The 15,615-nt window shown below is 70.6% G+C and carries 14 protein-coding genes; 9 read left to right on the forward strand and 5 right to left on the reverse strand.

The genetic code is table 11. The annotated features are described in order from the left end of the window. Positions 1–19 precede the first annotated feature (19 nt). The 3 genes from J2Y46_RS08025 to glnT are packed head-to-tail and all read right to left on the reverse strand — an operon-like array spanning position 20 to position 3,052. Complete coding sequence (locus J2Y46_RS08025; protein WP_310241497.1) at positions 20–721, reverse strand: protein glxC; 702 nt, start codon at positions 719–721, stop codon at positions 20–22. Further along, positions 718–1,644, reverse strand: a complete 927-nt coding sequence (locus J2Y46_RS08030) for a glutamine amidotransferase (RefSeq protein ID WP_045297096.1) — start codon at positions 1,642–1,644, stop codon at positions 718–720. Before J2Y46_RS08030 ends, J2Y46_RS08025 begins: the two co-directional genes overlap by 4 nt. Positions 1,645–1,681: 37 nt before the next feature. Then, positions 1,682–3,052 carry a type III glutamate--ammonia ligase gene (glnT, locus tag J2Y46_RS08035; protein WP_045297098.1) on the reverse strand — a complete coding sequence of 457 codons (1,371 nt, stop codon included), beginning with the start codon at positions 3,050–3,052 and terminating at the stop codon, positions 1,682–1,684. A gap of 268 nt (positions 3,053–3,320) precedes the next feature. Between glnT and J2Y46_RS08040 the strand changes: the two genes are divergently transcribed. Then, positions 3,321–4,592 carry an ammonium transporter gene (locus tag J2Y46_RS08040; RefSeq protein WP_045297100.1) on the forward strand — a complete coding sequence of 424 codons (1,272 nt, stop codon included), beginning with the start codon at positions 3,321–3,323 and terminating at the stop codon, positions 4,590–4,592. A 329-nt stretch (positions 4,593–4,921) separates the two neighbouring features. Here the strand turns inward: J2Y46_RS08040 and J2Y46_RS08045 are convergent, their stop codons facing one another. Then, positions 4,922–5,884, reverse strand: a complete 963-nt coding sequence (locus J2Y46_RS08045) for a LacI family DNA-binding transcriptional regulator (protein WP_045297101.1) — start codon at positions 5,882–5,884, stop codon at positions 4,922–4,924. A 162-nt stretch (positions 5,885–6,046) separates the two neighbouring features. On the opposite strand from J2Y46_RS08045, the gene J2Y46_RS08050 reads away from it, so the two are divergent. The 7 genes from J2Y46_RS08050 (at position 6,047) to ppk2 (ending at position 13,848) form a co-directional block, all read left to right on the forward strand. Further along, a complete protein-coding gene (locus J2Y46_RS08050) occupies positions 6,047–7,570 on the forward strand; it encodes a mannitol dehydrogenase family protein (protein WP_310241500.1) in 1,524 nt (507 codons plus the stop codon). 29 nt (positions 7,571–7,599) lie between these two features. Further along, on the forward strand, positions 7,600–8,604 hold the full coding sequence (locus tag J2Y46_RS08055) for an L-idonate 5-dehydrogenase (protein WP_310241502.1): 1,005 nt from the start codon (positions 7,600–7,602) through the stop codon (positions 8,602–8,604). A gap of 43 nt (positions 8,605–8,647) precedes the next feature. Beyond that, positions 8,648–10,048, forward strand: a complete 1,401-nt coding sequence (locus J2Y46_RS08060) for an MFS transporter (RefSeq protein ID WP_310241504.1) — start codon at positions 8,648–8,650, stop codon at positions 10,046–10,048. A gap of 77 nt (positions 10,049–10,125) precedes the next feature. After that, positions 10,126–11,355, forward strand: coding sequence for a D-mannonate dehydratase ManD (gene manD, locus J2Y46_RS08065; RefSeq protein WP_310241506.1), 1,230 nt, complete (start codon positions 10,126–10,128; stop codon positions 11,353–11,355). Continuing rightward, positions 11,345–12,004, forward strand: a complete 660-nt coding sequence (locus J2Y46_RS08070; RefSeq protein ID WP_310241508.1) for a bifunctional 4-hydroxy-2-oxoglutarate aldolase/2-dehydro-3-deoxy-phosphogluconate aldolase — start codon at positions 11,345–11,347, stop codon at positions 12,002–12,004. The genes manD and J2Y46_RS08070 overlap by 11 nt, the downstream gene beginning before the upstream one ends. Continuing rightward, the gene (locus J2Y46_RS08075) at positions 12,004–12,966 is read left to right on the forward strand and encodes a sugar kinase (protein ID WP_310241510.1); all 963 of its coding nucleotides are present in this window, start codon (positions 12,004–12,006) and stop codon (positions 12,964–12,966) included. The genes J2Y46_RS08070 and J2Y46_RS08075 overlap by 1 nt, the downstream gene beginning before the upstream one ends. A 63-nt stretch (positions 12,967–13,029) precedes the next feature. After that, a complete protein-coding gene (gene ppk2, locus J2Y46_RS08080; protein WP_310241512.1) occupies positions 13,030–13,848 on the forward strand; it encodes a polyphosphate kinase 2 in 819 nt (272 codons plus the stop codon). Positions 13,849–13,853: 5 nt separating this feature from the next. Here the strand turns inward: ppk2 and J2Y46_RS08085 are convergent, their stop codons facing one another. Then, on the reverse strand, positions 13,854–14,732 hold the full coding sequence (locus tag J2Y46_RS08085) for a PhzF family phenazine biosynthesis protein (protein ID WP_310241514.1): 879 nt from the start codon (positions 14,730–14,732) through the stop codon (positions 13,854–13,856). Positions 14,733–14,841: 109 nt separating this feature from the next. Here J2Y46_RS08085 and J2Y46_RS08090 point away from each other — a divergent pair, with 109 nt between their 5' ends. Further along, entirely contained in the window at positions 14,842–15,585 is a 744-nt protein-coding gene (locus J2Y46_RS08090) for an ABC transporter permease (protein WP_310242331.1), read from the forward strand. The last annotated feature ends 30 nt before the right edge of the window (positions 15,586–15,615 follow it).

Genomic DNA, 15,615 nt, shown 5'->3' on the forward strand with positions numbered 1-15,615 from the left:
CTCCAGGTGTGGCGATGGGTCAGTACGAGCCGGCGTTGTCGACCTTGAAGTGGTAGAGGTTTCGCGCCGAGCCGTAGCGGCGGAACTCCTCGGGGCGCTCGCTGCGCCCTGCGCGTTCGAGCAGCTCGGCCAGCTCGGCGAGGTGCTCGGGCCGCACCTGCTTCTCGACGCAGTCGGCGCCGAGGGAGGCGACCTCGCCGCGCACGTAGATGCGCGCCTCGTAGATCGAGTCGCCGAGCGCCTCGCCGGCGTCGCCGCACACGACGAGTCGGCCGGCCTGCGCCATGAAGGCGGACGCGTGGCCGATGCTGCCTCCCACGACGATGTCGACGCCCTTCATCGAGATGCCGCAGCGGGCGCCGGTGTTGCCGTCGACGATCACGAGACCGCCGTGCCCGGTCGCAGCGGTCGACTGCGAGGCATCCCCGGTGACGTGCACGACGCCCGACATGATGTTCTCGGCGAGTCCGACGCCGGCGCTGCCGTGCACGGTCGCGGTCCCGGTCTGGTGCATGCCAGCGAAGTAGTAGCCGACGTTGCCCTCGACGGTCACGTCGATGTCGGCGCTGATGCCGACGCCGATGTTGTGGCTGCCGACCGGGGATTCGACGACCCACGAGGTGCCGTCGGCGGCGTCATGCAGCAGCTGGTTCAGCTCGCGCACGCTCGAGTCCGCGAGGTCGATCGTGGTCGTGGCGACGGCGGGGGCGATGAGGGTCATCGGGCTGCTCCTTCCAGGACGGGCGCGAGCGCCCAGGTGTAGACGACGCCGGGCGACGGCTCGAAGATGCGGGCGTCCTCGATGCCCGGCAGGCCCGCGAGGGCGCGGTACTCCGACGCCATCGCGATCCAGTCGTCGGTCTCGGCGATGATCGCCGGCTTGCAGGCGATGGGGTCGCGGACGACCGCCATGCTGTCGGCGGTGGTGACGACCAGCGTGTAGAACCCGTCGAACACGCCCTGCAGTGCCTTGAGAGCGGTCTCGAGGTCGTCGCCCTGGCCCATACGCCAGGCGATGAAGCGGGCCGCGACCTCGGAGTCGTTCTCGCTGTCGAACTCGACGCCCTCGGCGCGCAGCCGGCGGCGGATCGAGGCGTGGTTGCTGAACGAGCCGTTGTGCACGAGGCAGAGGTCCTCGGCGACGGTGAACGGGTGCGCGCCGACGGCGGTGACCGCCGACTCTGTGGCCATGCGGGTGTGCGACAGCGCCTGGGTGCCGCTGATCTCGGTGAGCCGGTACACGTCGGCGAGCTCGACGGGGTGGCCGACGCCCTTCAGCACCGCCACGTTCGAGCCGCGCCCGATGATGCTCTCACCGGGAAGTGCGGCGCGCACGGCTGCCTCCAACACGGATGCCGGGGCCCCGGCATTCACGAGCACGGACTCGGCGTACGCCACCACCGTCGGCTCCGCTCCGTCGGGCAGGCTCGCGCGGAGGTCCGCCGCGAGGGCGGCGGGGTCGGCATCCGTGATCACGGTGATCGCCGACGATCCTTCGGGAGTCAGCCGATCCGAGCCGTACAGGGCGAGGCCCGCCGAGTCGGGCCCCCGCTCGACGATCTCGCACAGCATGCCGTGCATGAGGCCGCCGAGCTCGCCGCGCAGCGCGGGGTTGCGAATCTGCAGTGCAGCGATTCCGCACATGGGTGGTTCCTTTCGTTCGTAACGGATGCCGCGGCGCTCAGTACGCCGTGAGGTAGCGGTCGAGCTCCCACTCGGTGACGGTGTTGTGCCAGCCGAGGAATTCGTCCTCCTTGGCGTCGGCGAAGTAGTCGCCGACCCCGTGGCCGCCCTCGTCGATCGCTTCGCGCAGCACGGCGTCGTCGCGGAGCGACTGCACGGCGTGGAGGAGGGTGCGGGGGAGCACGGCCGAGTTCTCGCGGAACTCGCCCGGTCCGCACGGGTCGCCGGGGTCGGCCGCGCGCTCGATGCCGTCGAGACCGGCGTGCACCACGGCCGCCAGCGCGAGGTACGGGTTGGCCGAGCCGTCAGCAGCGCGCAGTTCGATGCGGTTCGCATCGGGCACGCGGATGAAGTGCGTGCGGTCGTTTCCGCCGTAGGTCGCGTGCTTGGGCGACCAGGTCGCGCCCGACGCGCTCGTCGTCGCACCCCGGCGCTTGTAGGAGTTGACGCTCGGCGCGAGGAACAGCTGCAGCCCCGGTGCGTGGTCGAGCATGCCCGCGACGAAGGAGTACGCCACTTCCGAGAGCCCGAGGCCGCGCTCGTCCGCCGGGGAGGGGAACACCGGTGCGTCGTCGTCGTTCCACAGCGACAGGTGGAAGTGCAGTCCGTTGCCGGCGCGGTCGCTGAACGGCTTCGGCATGAACGTCGCGGTCATGCCGCGCTGCTCGGCGAGCATGCCGATGAGGTAGCGCAGCGTGATGACGCGGTCGGCCGTCACGAGGGCCTCGTCGTATCTGAAGTTCTGCTCGAACTGGCCCGGCGCGTCTTCATGGTCGTTGGCGTAGTTGCCCCAGCCCAGCGCGTTCATCGCGTCGCTGACGGCAGCGAGGTGGTCGTACATGCGGGTGACGCCGCGGGCGTCGTAGCAGGAGCGCAGGCCCTCGTCCTTGGAGTCGGCCGCCGTCAGCGTGCCGTCTTCGGAGCGGTCGACGAGGAAGTACTCGACCTCGGCGCCGACCTTGGCCGACAGGCCCCGCTCGGCCAGTCGTGCGAGCGCACGCTTGAGGATCACCCGCGGCGCGTACGGCCACGGTTCGCCGTCGACGTACGGGTCGCAGTGCACGATCGCGAGCCCCTCGCGCACGAACGGGATCGGCGCGTACGAGTCGAGGTCGGGGACCGCGATGAGGTCGGCGTCGTGCGGGCGCTGGCCGATGAGACCCGCGGCGAACCCCGCGAAGCCGAGCTCGCCGCCCTCGAGCTCGTCGGCGGCGGAGACGGGGACGAGCTTGGCGCAGGGCTTGCCGTTCAGGTCGACGAACACCGCGAGGATGAAGCGGACATCGTCCGCCAGCGCGCGAGCGCGCAGCGACTGCGGTGCGGCGGGGAGGGTGACGACGTCACCCCCGGCGAAGGCGGGAAGGGTCATGGCGGTTCTCCTCGGGTCGAGTTGACTGTTGGTGAAGCTTGTTGATTGAGAGTAACAACTGGCCCGCGCACTGCAGGTGTCACCGATGTTTCCGGCACGTAAAACCGGCCTCGCTCGATGTCACGCAAGGTTCATGAGGTAGAAATCGCCGCTGAGTTGCGCGTGGTGAAAATGGGTTGCACGGCAGTGGTCTGCCGGCAGGCGCAGATCACAGGTGCACCGCAACCCGGCGGTCCCTCCCGCGGCCGCCTGCAGAGAGGCTCGCGTCATGGATCAGGGAAACACCACATTCATCCTGCTGTCGGCAGCACTCGTGCTGCTGATGGCGCCCGGTCTGGCCTTCTTCTACGGAGGTCTCGTCAAAGCGAAGAGCGTCATCAGCATGATGATGATGACGTTCGGCGCGGCCGGGCTCATCGGCGTCTTGTGGGTGATCTACGGCTACGCGATCGCCTTCCCCGGCTCTGACGGACTCGTCGCGCCGTGGGCGATCGACTGGTCGGCAGTCGGGCTCGAGAGCCTCATCGAGGTGCCCGAGGGCGCGGCCTACCCGCCCATGGCGTTCGTCGCCTTCCAGGCGACGTTCGCGATCATCACCGTCGCCCTGATCTCCGGAGCGATCGCCGACCGCGCGAAGTTCGGATCATGGATGCTGTTCGCCGGCGTGTGGGCGACGGTCGTGTACTTCCCGGTCGCCAGCTGGGTGTTCAACTTCGGTCTCGCCGAGGACGGCAGCTTCGCCTACGGCGGCTGGATCACGTATGGACTCCAGGAGGTCTTCGGGGTCGGCGTCATCGACTTCGCCGGTGGCACCGCGGTGCACATCAACGCCGGTGCGGCGGCGCTCGCCCTCGCGCTCGTGCTCGGCAAGCGCGTCGGGTTCAAGAAGGGCGTCCACGTGCCCCACAACCCGCCGTTCGTGCTCCTCGGCGCAGGTCTGCTGTGGTTCGGCTGGTTCGGCTTCAACGGCGGCTCGGAGCTCGCCGCCGACGGCACCGCCGCCCTCGTCTACGTCAACACGATCGCCGCGACGGCCGCAGCACTCCTGGCCTGGCTCGTCGTCGAGAAGCTCAAGGACGGCAAGCCGACGTCGGTCGGCGCCGCGTCGGGCGCCGTCGCGGGTCTCGTCGCGATCACCCCCGCGTGCGCCGCGCTCACGCCGATCTGGGCGATCGTGCTCGGCCTCGTCGCCGGCGCGCTCTGCGCCCTGGCGATCGAGCTCAAGTACAAGTGGGGCTTCGACGACTCGCTCGACGTGGTGGGCATCCACCTCGTCGGTGGCCTCATCGGCACGCTATACCTCGGCTTCTTCGCCACCGGCACAGGTCTCTTCATGGGCGGTGACGGCACGCAGCTCATCGTCCAGGCGATCGCCGCGTTCGCGGTGCTGGGCTACTCGCTGATCCTCACCCTCGTCATCGGCTTCGCGATCGACAAGACCCTCGGGTTCCGCGTCAAGAGCGAGGACGAGGTCGCCGGCCTCGACCTCGCCGAGCACGGCGAGACGGGCTACGTGCTGGACGAGAAGCAGCCGGCCTGACGCCGGCGCCGGGGCGCAGCATCCGTCCCCGGCTCGCCGGTATCGCGAGAGGGCAGGCTCCTGCACGCCACGGCGTGCGGGAACCTGCCCTCTCGCGTGTGCTCGGCGGGGTCGGGCGATCGCGCACGGCGACGTCTGGCCGCCGCTGTCGGGGGTGCACAGGATCGGAGTCTTTCGGCGACACGCCGGCGACGGACGGCCGGGGTCGGCGCGTCGCACCGACGCTCCGATTCTGTGCGGCGCGGGGCGGGAGGTCAGCGGGCCAGGCGGTGGCAACGGTGGATCACGAGGGATGCGCTACGGGCGCAACGCTCCCGCGGAGGCCGGCCTCACGCGGCCGGGGCTGCCGTCGAGCCGCGAACGATCAGCTGCGAGTTGAGAACCACCGCCTCCTCCGGCGGGGTGCCGGCCATCGTCTGCAGGAGGAGGTCGACGGCGAGTGCCCCGCTTCTGCCGATCGGCATCCGCACCGTGGTCAGGCCCGGCGTCACGGCACCTGCCATCTCGATGTCGTCGATGCCGACGATGCTGATGTCGTCGGGGCACGACCGGCCGAGGTCCGACATGCCTGCTTCGACTCCGAGCGCCACGAGGTCGTTGTACGCGATCACCGCGGTGGCGCCGCTCGCGGCCGCAGGTGCCGCCGCAGCGCGTCCGCCCTGGATGGATGCGGCGTGGTGGCTGAGCCGGGTGAGACGGATGCCGAAGCTCTCGCACGCCCGCGCGACCGTGTCCGATCGGCGGCTGTCTGCCCACGAGCCGAGAGGCCCGGCGGCGTAGGCGATGTGCCGGTGGCCGAGTGCGGCCAGATGTTCCACCGCCTGCCGGGGCCCGTGCTCGGCGTCCATCAGCACGCACGGAGCGCCCTCGAGCAGCCGGTTGATCACGACGTACGGCGTCTCGCCGACGAGGGCCAGCACGTCTTCGTCGGGCAGGCGCGGGGAGCACAGCAGCATGCCGTCGAGCTTGCGTGCGCGCTCGATCTGCTCCCGCTCGCGCCGGAGGTCCTCATCCGCGTCGAACAGCACGATCCGATGGCGGCCGTGCCAGGCCTGACCCTCGATCGCCTTGAGGAGGGTGGCGTACACGGGGTTCGCCACGTCGGGGACGATGACGCCGATCGTGCGCGTGGTCGTCGCGGCCTGCGGAGTCGCGTACCCGAGGTCGCTCGCGGCGCGGAGCACGCGTTCCCGCGTCGCGACCGCGAGGCGGTCGGGCTCCCCGAATGCGCGCGAGGCCGTCGCGACAGAAACCCCCGCGCGCCGAGCCACGTCGGTCAATGTCGCCGTCATCCCGCGTTCCGATCTCGAGCCCAGCCAGCGTTCCCATCATGGCTCATGCCGATGTGATGCAACGCCTTGACAAACATTGTACAAATCCTGCACACTCTTTTCCATGACGATCACCGAGGATCCCTCGACTCGACGGACGAGCGCACACGCCGGAGCGACGGCATGACCGCCGCCCGGCTCGGCCGGAGCGTCGCCACGACGGTCGCCGTTGCCGACGCGCCGCGCTCGGCGGGAATCCTCCACCTCGGTCTCGGCAGCTTCCACCGCGCGCACCAGGCCGTCTACACCGCTGCTGCGCTCGCCGCAGGAAGCGGCGATGACTGGGGGATCGTGGGAGTCGCGTCGCGATCCCGCTCGGTCGTCGACGCGATGCGCGCGCAGGACATGCTCTACTCCGTCGCCGAGATCTCGCCGGCGGGAACCCGACTCGCCGTTCCCGCCGTCCACACCGACGCGTTCGTCGCCGCGGATGAGCCGGACCGGGTCGTGCGCGCCATCGCCGATCCGGCGATCCGCATCGTCACCCTCACCGTGACCGAGAACGGCTACAGCTACTCGCCCGCGACCGGCCACCTCGACGTCGCCTCCCCGGTCATCGCGGCCGACCTGCAAGGCGGCAGCCCGGCCTCGACGATCGGTCAGCTCGCACGCGGCATCCAGCGTCGGGCCGCGGCATCCGGTGCTCCTCTCACGGTGCTCAGCTGCGACAACCTGGCGGCGAACGGATCGCACACCCGCCGGCTCGTGCGCGAGTTCCTGCAGAGCCTCCCGGGAGCCGAAGGTGCCGAGGCGCTGGCGTTCCTCGACGAGCGCGTGTCGTTCCCGTCGAGCATGGTCGACCGCATCGTGCCGTCCACGACTCCCGAGCTGCGGGCCCGCGCGTCCGAGCTGCTGGGCGCGCGCGATGACATCCCCGTCCCCGCGGAACCCTTCACGATGTGGGCGATCGAGGACGACTTCCGCGCCGGCCGCCCGGCGTGGGAGGCCGGGGGAGCCGTGTTCACCGGTGAGGTCGGCCGGTACGAACAGATGAAGGTGCGGCTGCTCAACGGCACCCACTCGCTCATCGCCTACCTCGGCGCGCTCCGCGGGGTCGAGACCATCCCCGAGGCGATCGGCCTCGCGGACATCGACGCCGCCGCCCGGATCGTCCTCGCGGACGAGTACGCGCCGTCGATCGAGATGCCGTCGGGCGTCGACTTCGACGAGTACCGGCGCGAGCTGTTCGAGCGCTGGGGCAACACCGCTCTCGGCCACCGCACGACGCAGGTCGGCACCGATGGATCGGTGAAGCTGCGCCAGCGCATTCCCGAGCCCGCAGTGCGGGCCCTCGACAACGGGGCGATGCCGCACCTGATCGCGCTCACGGTCGCGTCGTACCTGTCGTGCCTCGCCCCGCTTCCGGGCTTCCAGCCGGGTCGGTTCGCCGATGCGATGACGGATGCCGCGCGCCCGCGTCTCGCCGAGGCCGCTGCGGGCGCGCGCAACGGCGCGGGCATCGCCGACGCCGCGATCTCGGGGCTGCAGCTGTTCGGCGAGGAGCTCGCGGGTCGTCCGGCATTCATCACCCGGGTCGGCGAGCTCATCGACACGATCACAGGCGGCGGCGTGGAGGCGGCGGTGGCCGACAGCGTGGCCGCCGCGCGGGCCGAAGCATCCGGCATCCGTCACGAGGTCTCGGCATGACCGCGGCACACCAGCAGGAAGGAGGCGCCATGAAGGCGCTCGCGATCCACGGCAAGGAAGACATCCGCTGGGAAGACCGCCCGCTTCCCGAGCCCGGTGAGGGCGAGGTGCGCCTGCGCGTCCGGTTCGTCGGCATCTGCGGGTCCGATCTGCACTACTACTTCCACGGCGTCAACGGTGAGTACGCGATCACGGAGCCGCTCATCCCGGGGCACGAGCTGTCGGCCGTGGTCGACCTGGACCCGTCCGGGCGACTCGAGCCCGGTACCCCGGTCACCGTGCATCCCGCCCGCTACGGCGCGCCGGTCCCGGGACTCGAGGACCACCCGCACCTGCGGCCCGGCGGCGACTACTTCGGCAGCGCCGCGACCACGCCGCATCGTCAGGGCGGCGCCGCGGAGTACCTCGTCGTCGAAGAGCACATGATCCGCGTGCTCCCCGAGACGCTCCCGCTCGAGCGGGCGGCGCTCGCCGAACCCCTCGCGGTGGCGCTGCACGCCGTGAACCTCGCCGGCGACATCACCGGCAAGCGCGTGCTCGTCATCGGCGCGGGGCCGATCGGGCTTCTCGTCGTCGCCGCGGCCGCGCACGCCGGTGCCGCGGTCATCGGCGCGAGCGACGTGCGCACCGAGCCGCTCGCCCGCGCCGCAGCCCTCGGGGCGAGCGAGCTGGTGCTCGTCGGCCGCGACACGATCGCCGACGAATCGTACGACGTCGTGTTCGAGTGCTCCGGCGTCGCCGTCTCGCTGACGCAGTCGGTGCGTGCCGCGCGCCGCACCGGGACGATCGTGCAGGTCGGAATGCTCGCGAACGCCGAGATCGGCGTGAACCTGGCGCCGATGCTCGCGAAGGAGCTCACCCTGCGCGGGGCGTTCCGCTTCTCGACCGAGATCGACGACGCCGTGGCGATGCTCGCCGAATCCCACGCACTCGATGCCGTCGTCTCGCACACGATCGAGGCATCCCGCGCCGTCGAGGCGTTCACGGTCGCGCGCGACTCGTCCGCCTCGGCGAAGGTCCTGCTCGAACTCTGACTTCTCACCCCCTCACCGCTCACTCATCTACGAAGGAGTACTCATGAGCAAACCCCAGGTCCCCGGCGTCGACGCACCCGCGCCGCCGCCCACCGTCACCCGCTCGACGGGCGACCTCGTCCGCGCCGCCGTCTCCGGCTGGCTCGGCACCGCGCTGGAGTTCATGGACTTCCAGCTGTACTCGCTGGCCGCCGCCCTGGTCTTCAGCCAGCTGTTCTTCGCCGGCGAGGAGCCCGGCATGGCCGTCGTGCTCGCCATGGCCACCTACGGCGTCGGCTACCTCGCCCGGCCGCTCGGCGCGTGGTACTTCGGGCGCATGGGCGACAAGATCGGCCGCCGCAAGGTGCTCTTCTACACGATCCTCCTCATGGGCCTGGCGACCACGCTCATCGGCTTCCTTCCCACCTACGAGCAGGCCGGCCTCATCGCCCCGATCATGCTGGTGCTGCTGCGCCTCGCCCAGGGCTTCGGCGCCGGCGCGGAGATCTCGGGTGCGGGCGTCATGCTCGCCGAGTACGCGCCGGCCAAGCGCCGCGGCATCATCGCGTCGCTCGTCGCGCTCGGCACCAACTGCGGGACGCTCTTCGCCTCCGCGATCTGGGCGATCCTGCTGGCCGTGATGGTCGAAGAGGACGTCCTGGCCTGGGGCTGGCGCATCCCGTTCATCGCCTCCGCCGTGATCATGGTGTTCGCCGTCTGGGTGCGACTGAACCTCAAGGAGAGCCCGGTCTTCGAGGAGCGCACCGACGTCGTCGACGGTCAGGCGCTGTCGCGCGACGAGATGGTCGACCTTGCGACGCAGACCAACGACATCCGCACGCTCGAGTCGCTGAAGCGCAAGCCGATCAAGGCGACGCTCGTCTCGTTCTTCCTGCGTTTCGGGCAGGCCGGCAACTCGGGTCTCATCCAGACGTACCTGATCTCGTTCATCACGATCACCCTCGCGGTGCAGAAGGGTGTCGGCCCCGAGATCGTCATCGTCTCGTCGCTCATCGGTTTCGGGACCATCCCGTTCGTGGGCTGGCTCGGCGACAAGTTCGGCCGCCGCCGCATGTACATCGTCATGACGTCGCTCGCGCTGGTGCTCATCGTGCCGACGATGCTCGCGATCAACACGAAGGAGGTCGCCTGGATCTTCGTCGGCTACGTCGTGATCCACAACGTGGCCGTCCTGGGCCTCGCCTCGATGGAGAACATCGCCATCCCCGAGATCTTCGGTTCGCGCAACCGCTACACGCTCACGGCCATCGTGCGCGAGATCGCCGCGATCATCGCGACCGGCATCGGACCCGTGCTGGCCGCCGCCTGGGTGGCCGCGACCACGGGCAGCATCATCCCGGTGATCGTGCTCCTCGCGCTGTACACGCTGTCGGCGCTGATCGCGGCGATCGTCGCGCCCGAGTGGACCGGTCGCGATCTGACCGATCCGCGTCCCGCGATGTAGGCCGTCGGGCACCCGATCCGAACCCTGGTGCGGCCGCCGTCCGCGGCGGCCGCACCGACACTTCCTAGGAGACACAGATGGCGATCGAGAACGTCACCGTCAACATCACCAGCCCCGGTCGCAACTTCGTGACGCTCAAGATCGTGACCTCCGACGGCATCGTCGGGTGGGGCGACGCCACGCTGAACGGCCGCGAGCTGTCGGTCGCGTCGTACCTCAGCGACCACGTCGCCTCGACGCTCATCGGGCGCGACGAGGACCGCATCGAGGACACCTGGCAGTACCTCTACCGAGGCCCCTACTGGCGCCGCGGCCCCGTCACGATGGCGGCGATCGCCGCGGTCGACATGGCCCTGTGGGACATCAAGGCGAAGAAGGCCGGGATGCCGCTGTACCAGCTTCTCGGCGGTGCCAGCCGCTCGGGCATCCGTGTCTACGCTCACGCATCGGGCACGGACTACCAGGCTCTCGTGAACGCGATCACCGGGTACGAGGAGCTCGGCTACACCGCCGTGCGCGTGCAGACCGGGGTGCCCGGCCTCGGCCAGATCTACGGCGTCTCGTCGGCGGGCCCCGGTGTGCGCTACGACTACGAGCCGGCCAAGCGCGCCGTCGACGGCCGGCCGAGCGAGGAGACCTGGGACACCCGTACGTACCTCGCGCACATGCCCGACGTGTTCGCCAAGATCCGCGAGGACTTCGGCACCGGCCTGCGCATCCTGCACGACGGACATCACCGCATGTCGCCCATCGAGGCGGCGCGGTTCGCCAAAGACATCGAGCCCTACGACCTGTTCTGGCTCGAGGACTGCACGCCGGGAGAGGACCAGTCGGCGCTGCGCCTCGTGCGCCAGCACTCCACGACGCCGCTCGCCATCGGCGAGGTCTTCAACACCGTGTTCGACTACCAGACGCTCATCACCGAGCGCCTCATCGACTATGTGCGCTCGGCGGTGACGCACACGGGCGGCATCACGGCGATGAAGAAGCTGCTGGACTTCGCGGCGATCTACGGCATCAAGTCGGGCATCCACGGCCCCACCGACATCTCGCCGGTGGGCATGGCCGCCGCCCTGCACCTCGACCTCGCGATCCACAACTTCGGGATCCAGGAGTACATGCCGCACAACGAGCAGACGCTCGACGTGTTCCGCACGTCGTTCACGTTCGACCGCGGCTTCCTGCACCCGGGCGAAGCGCCCGGCCTCGGGGTCGAGCTCGACGAGGACGCCGCCGCGGCGTTCGAGTACACGAAGGCCTACCTGCCGGTGAACCGCCTGCTCGACGGGACCGTCCATGACTGGTGAGGCCGCCGCCCGTCGCCTCGCGCTCCCTGAGCGCACGGTCGGGTCCCGGGTCGTCGTGGTCGCGCGGGCTCAGCGGGCGGAGGATTACGACGCCGTTCTCGACGTGCTGCTCGAGGCCGGCATCCGCAGTGTCGAGCTCACCCTCACCACCCCAGGAACCTTCGACCGCCTCCCGCGACTGCTCGAGCGCTACGGCGATTCCGCCGACCTCGGCGTCGGCACGGTCACCGACACGGATCAGCTCGCACGGGCCGTCGACGCGGGCGCGCACTATGTGGTCACTCCGATCACCTCGACGGCGTTCGTCGCGCAGGCGACCGAAGCCGGCGTGCCCATCATCCCCGGTGGCCTCACCCCGACCGAGCTCTTCGCGTCCTGGTCGGCCGGCGCCTCCGCGGTGAAGATCTTTCCGGCAGGTGTGGTCGGGCCGTCGTACCTCAAGGACCTGCGGGGGCCGTTCCCCGACATCGTCGCGATGCCGTCCGGTGGCGTCGACCTCGACTCGGCCGGCGCCTGGCTCGCGGCCGGCGCGGTCGCGGTCAGCGTCGGCGGCCCGTTGCTCGGTGACGCCTTCCGAGGCGGCGACCTCGGGGCTCTGCGGGATCGCGCCGCCGCGTTCGTGGCGGTGGCCGCGCAGGAAGCGGCCTGATGGCTGACGCCCGCGACCCCCGCGTCGTCACCCTCGGCGAGACGATGGCGCTCATGCGCGCCACCGAGGTCGGCTCACTCAGGCATGCGCCCGCGGTGGCGCTGGGCATCGGGGGCGCGGAGAGCAACGTCGCCATCGGCCTGCGCCGGCTCGGCGTCGACTCTTCGTGGCTCGGCCGCGTCGGCGACGACTCGCTCGGCGAGCGCGTGGTGCGCGAGATCCGCGCGGAGGGTGTCGACGTCCGCGCCGTGGTGGATTCCGGGGCCCCGACGGGGTTGATGGTGAAGGAGCGTCCGACCGCAGCATCCACCGCCGTCTTCTACTATCGCGCGGGTTCCGCAGGCTCGCGGCTGACGCCGGGGGACGTCACCGCTGGATGGATCGAAGAGGCCGACCTGCTGCACGTCTCGGGGATCACTGCCCTGATCTCGGAGTCGGGTCGCGCGACCCTCCACGCGGCCATCGACCGCGCCCGCGCCGCCGGCGTGCGCGTGAGCTTCGATGTCAACTACCGGTCGGCACTCGCGGACCCGGATGCTGCGGGGCCGATGCTGCGGGCGCTCGCGGAACGGGCCGACGTCGTGTTCGGCGGCGCCGAGGAACTGGTGCTGATGTTCCCCGGCGACGATCCCGACGCGGCCGCGCGGCGGCTGCTCGATACGGGGTGCTCGCAGGTCGTTCTGAAGCTCGGAGCCGATGGCGCGACGGTGTTCCAGCCCGGAACCGTCGTCGAGGGGCCGGGCTTTCGCATCGACGCTGTCGACACCGTCGGCGCCGGGGACGCGTTCGTCGCCGGGTACCTGAGCGGCATGCTCGCCGGCCTCGAGGTCGCCGATACCCTCGGTCGCGCGAACACGTGCGGTGCGATGGCGTGCCTGACCCCGGGGGACTGGGAAGCCGGACCCTCGCTGCGCGACGTCGAGGCTTTCCAGCGCGGCGACGCGGATCCCGTGCGCCGCTGAGACCTCGCCGCGTGCGGGTCGCCGCAGGGCGTCCCGGCTCGGGTCTGGTGTACTGTCACCGAGATGAGCTCCTCGCGCCTGTCGAAGAAGATCTACGAGCAGGAGCTGCGGCGACTGCAGGCGCAGCTCGTCGACATGCAGGCCTGGGTTCAGGCATCCGGTGCGCGGATCGTCGTGATCTTCGAGGGACGGGATGCCGCTGGCAAGGGCTCGACGATCAAGCGGGTCGCGGAGTACCTGAACCCGCGGGTCACCCGCATCGTCGCCCTGCCGACGCCGACGGAGCGGGAGAAGACCCAGTGGTACTTCCAGCGCTATGTGCCGCACCTGCCGGCGGCGGGCGAGATCGTGCTCATGGACCGCTCGTGGTACAACCGCGCCGGCGTCGAGCACGTGATGGGTTACTGCACGAATGCGCAGTATCACCGCTTCCTCCACCAGGCGCCGATCTTCGAGCGCATGCTGGTGGAGGACGGAGTCGTCCTGCTCAAGTACTGGTTCAGCGTGTCTCCCGATGAGCAGGAGGCCCGATTCCGCTCACGCGCCGACGACCCGATGCGACGCTGGAAGCTGAGCCCGAACGACGCCCTCTCGGTCACCCGGTGGGAGGACTACTCCCGCGCGAAAGACACCATGTTCGTGCACACCGACATCCCCGAGGCGCCGTGGTTCGAGGTGCCGTCGGTCGACAAGCGCCGCAGCCGGATCAACATGATCTCCCATCTGCTGGCGAGCATCCCCTACGAGCTCGTCCCGCGGGAGGAGGTCGAGATTCCGGTCCGCCCCGGCTCCCGGGGGTACGAGCGCCCGCCCCGCAACCTCGAGAACTACGTCCCCGACGTCGCCGCCGAGCTGGAGCGCGCGGCTCACCGCGGCGACTGAGCGGGTCAGAGGCGCAGCACGCCGTCGGCCACCACGAGCCCGCTGCCCGACAGGTCGACGCGGTCGCCGTCCACGGCGACGTCGAGGATGCTCGGCCTTCCCATCGCGTGGCCTTGGAGGATACGGATGCTGCCACCTCGCGCTTCTCCGTCGCGTGCGAGCAGCGCAGCGAGAGGTCCGGCGGCGGTGCCCGTGGCAGGGTCTTCGACGATGCCGACGGTGGGGTTGAAGAAGCGCGCGTACGCGTCGGCGCCGTCAGGGCCGCCCTCGGTGGTGAAGACGTAGCACCCCTCCGCACCCACCCCGGCGAGCAGGACCCGCAGTCGTGCCGGCTCCGGCGCCGCGGCGTCGACGTCGGCGCGCGTGCGCAGCCCGAGCATGAGGTGCTCGGCACCCGTCCAGACCACCTCGGCGGAGCGGTCGGCAAGGGCCGCCGGGGTGAGGCCGAGCGCCTCAGCGAAGCCCGTGGGCTCCGTCGTCGAATGCAGGAACCGGGGCGCGGCCTGCCGCATCGTCACCCTCGACCGGCCGGCCTCGGTGCGGGCGATCCACACCGGCAGCACGTCGTCGCCGATCTGCTGGGCGAACTCGTGGCGGTCGGACGGCAGCACTCCGGTGTCGGCGAGCCAGATCCACGCGCCCATCGCGTTGTGGCCGGCACCCAGCACCTCGACCCCGGCCGCGGTGAACGACCGCAGGCGGTGGTCGGCGCCCGCAGCCGACGGTGCGACGAGGAATGTCGTCTCGGACTGATTGAACTCCTGCGCGATCGCCCGCATCTCGCGCTCGCTCAGTCCGTCGGCACCGGGCACGAGCGCGAGCGGGTTTCCGGTCAGCGGAGTCTCGGCGAAGACGTCCACCCAGAAGAAGCGCAGCTCAGCCATGTCATCCATCCCCTCATGCGGCGTTCCGACACGACGAGCCTGGCAGAACTCCCCACGCGTGTCCGCCCGTCGGCGCTCTCCGCCCGGTCGGTAGGCTCCGACCGTGAACATGCCCGCCGACCTGGCCCCGACGCTCGTCGGGGTGCTGGTGCTCGCGGCCGTCACGACCGTCGTCCTCGCGGCGTTCCGCATCCCGAGCATGTGGGCACCGGTGGTGGCGATCCTGCGCGGGGCGGTGCAGCTCGCGGTGATCAGCGTCATCCTCACGGGCGTCATCGCGAACCCGGTGTGGATCGCTGTCGCGCTCGTCGTCATGTTCACCATCGCCACCTCCGTCGCGACGGGCCGCATCGGCTGGTCGACGCGCGGGTTCGCCGTGATGTCGTCATCGATGGCGGTCGGCGTCCTCGTCGCCGCGACCGTCGTGTTCGCGACCGGCGCGCTGGAGCTCACGTCGCGGTACGCCCTCGCCATCGGGGCGATCGTCATCGGCAACGCGATGAGCATCGCGACGCTCACGGGCCGCATGTTCACGACCGCGATCGTGGACCACTGGGACGAGGTGGAAGGCTGGCTCGCACTCGGAGCCACGCCGCGAGCCTCGACGCTGCTGCTCGCTCGCCGCGCCGTGCGCGATGCGCTCGTGCCGGCGATCGACCAGACGAAGACGACGGGGCTCGTCGTGCTGCCCGGCGCCTTCGTCGGTGCGATCTTCGGCGGTATCTCGCCGATCGAGGCCGGCCGGTTCCAGATCGTCGTGCTCGCCGCCATCATGGCCGCGGGCGCGATCACATCGGTGCTGGTCGCGACGTGGATGGGCCCGGTGCGCACCAAGCCCGCGCAGCCGGCGTGACGCGCGCCCCGTTCGCCGGTGGCTGTCCTC

The organism is Microbacterium sp. BE35 (assembly GCF_031457705.1).
Lineage (GTDB): Bacteria > Actinomycetota > Actinomycetes > Actinomycetales > Microbacteriaceae > Microbacterium > Microbacterium trichothecenolyticum.

Coding starts and splice junctions, on each gene's coding strand:
- J2Y46_RS08025 (WP_310241497.1), bottom strand. CDS start 721: ATGACCCTCATCGCCCCCGCCGTCGCCACGACCACGATCGACCTCGCG.
- J2Y46_RS08030 (WP_045297096.1), bottom strand. CDS start 1,644: ATGTGCGGAATCGCTGCACTGCAGATTCGCAACCCCGCGCTGCGCGGC.
- glnT (WP_045297098.1), bottom strand. CDS start 3,052: ATGACCCTTCCCGCCTTCGCCGGGGGTGACGTCGTCACCCTCCCCGCC.
- J2Y46_RS08040 (WP_045297100.1), top strand. CDS start 3,321: ATGGATCAGGGAAACACCACATTCATCCTGCTGTCGGCAGCACTCGTG.
- J2Y46_RS08045 (WP_045297101.1), bottom strand. CDS start 5,884: ATGACGGCGACATTGACCGACGTGGCTCGGCGCGCGGGGGTTTCTGTC.
- J2Y46_RS08050 (WP_310241500.1), top strand. CDS start 6,047: ATGACCGCCGCCCGGCTCGGCCGGAGCGTCGCCACGACGGTCGCCGTT.
- J2Y46_RS08055 (WP_310241502.1), top strand. CDS start 7,600: ATGAAGGCGCTCGCGATCCACGGCAAGGAAGACATCCGCTGGGAAGAC.
- J2Y46_RS08060 (WP_310241504.1), top strand. CDS start 8,648: ATGAGCAAACCCCAGGTCCCCGGCGTCGACGCACCCGCGCCGCCGCCC.
- manD (WP_310241506.1), top strand. CDS start 10,126: ATGGCGATCGAGAACGTCACCGTCAACATCACCAGCCCCGGTCGCAAC.
- J2Y46_RS08070 (WP_310241508.1), top strand. CDS start 11,345: ATGACTGGTGAGGCCGCCGCCCGTCGCCTCGCGCTCCCTGAGCGCACG.
- J2Y46_RS08075 (WP_310241510.1), top strand. CDS start 12,004: ATGGCTGACGCCCGCGACCCCCGCGTCGTCACCCTCGGCGAGACGATG.
- ppk2 (WP_310241512.1), top strand. CDS start 13,030: ATGAGCTCCTCGCGCCTGTCGAAGAAGATCTACGAGCAGGAGCTGCGG.
- J2Y46_RS08085 (WP_310241514.1), bottom strand. CDS start 14,732: ATGGCTGAGCTGCGCTTCTTCTGGGTGGACGTCTTCGCCGAGACTCCG.
- J2Y46_RS08090 (WP_310242331.1), top strand. CDS start 14,842: ATGCCCGCCGACCTGGCCCCGACGCTCGTCGGGGTGCTGGTGCTCGCG.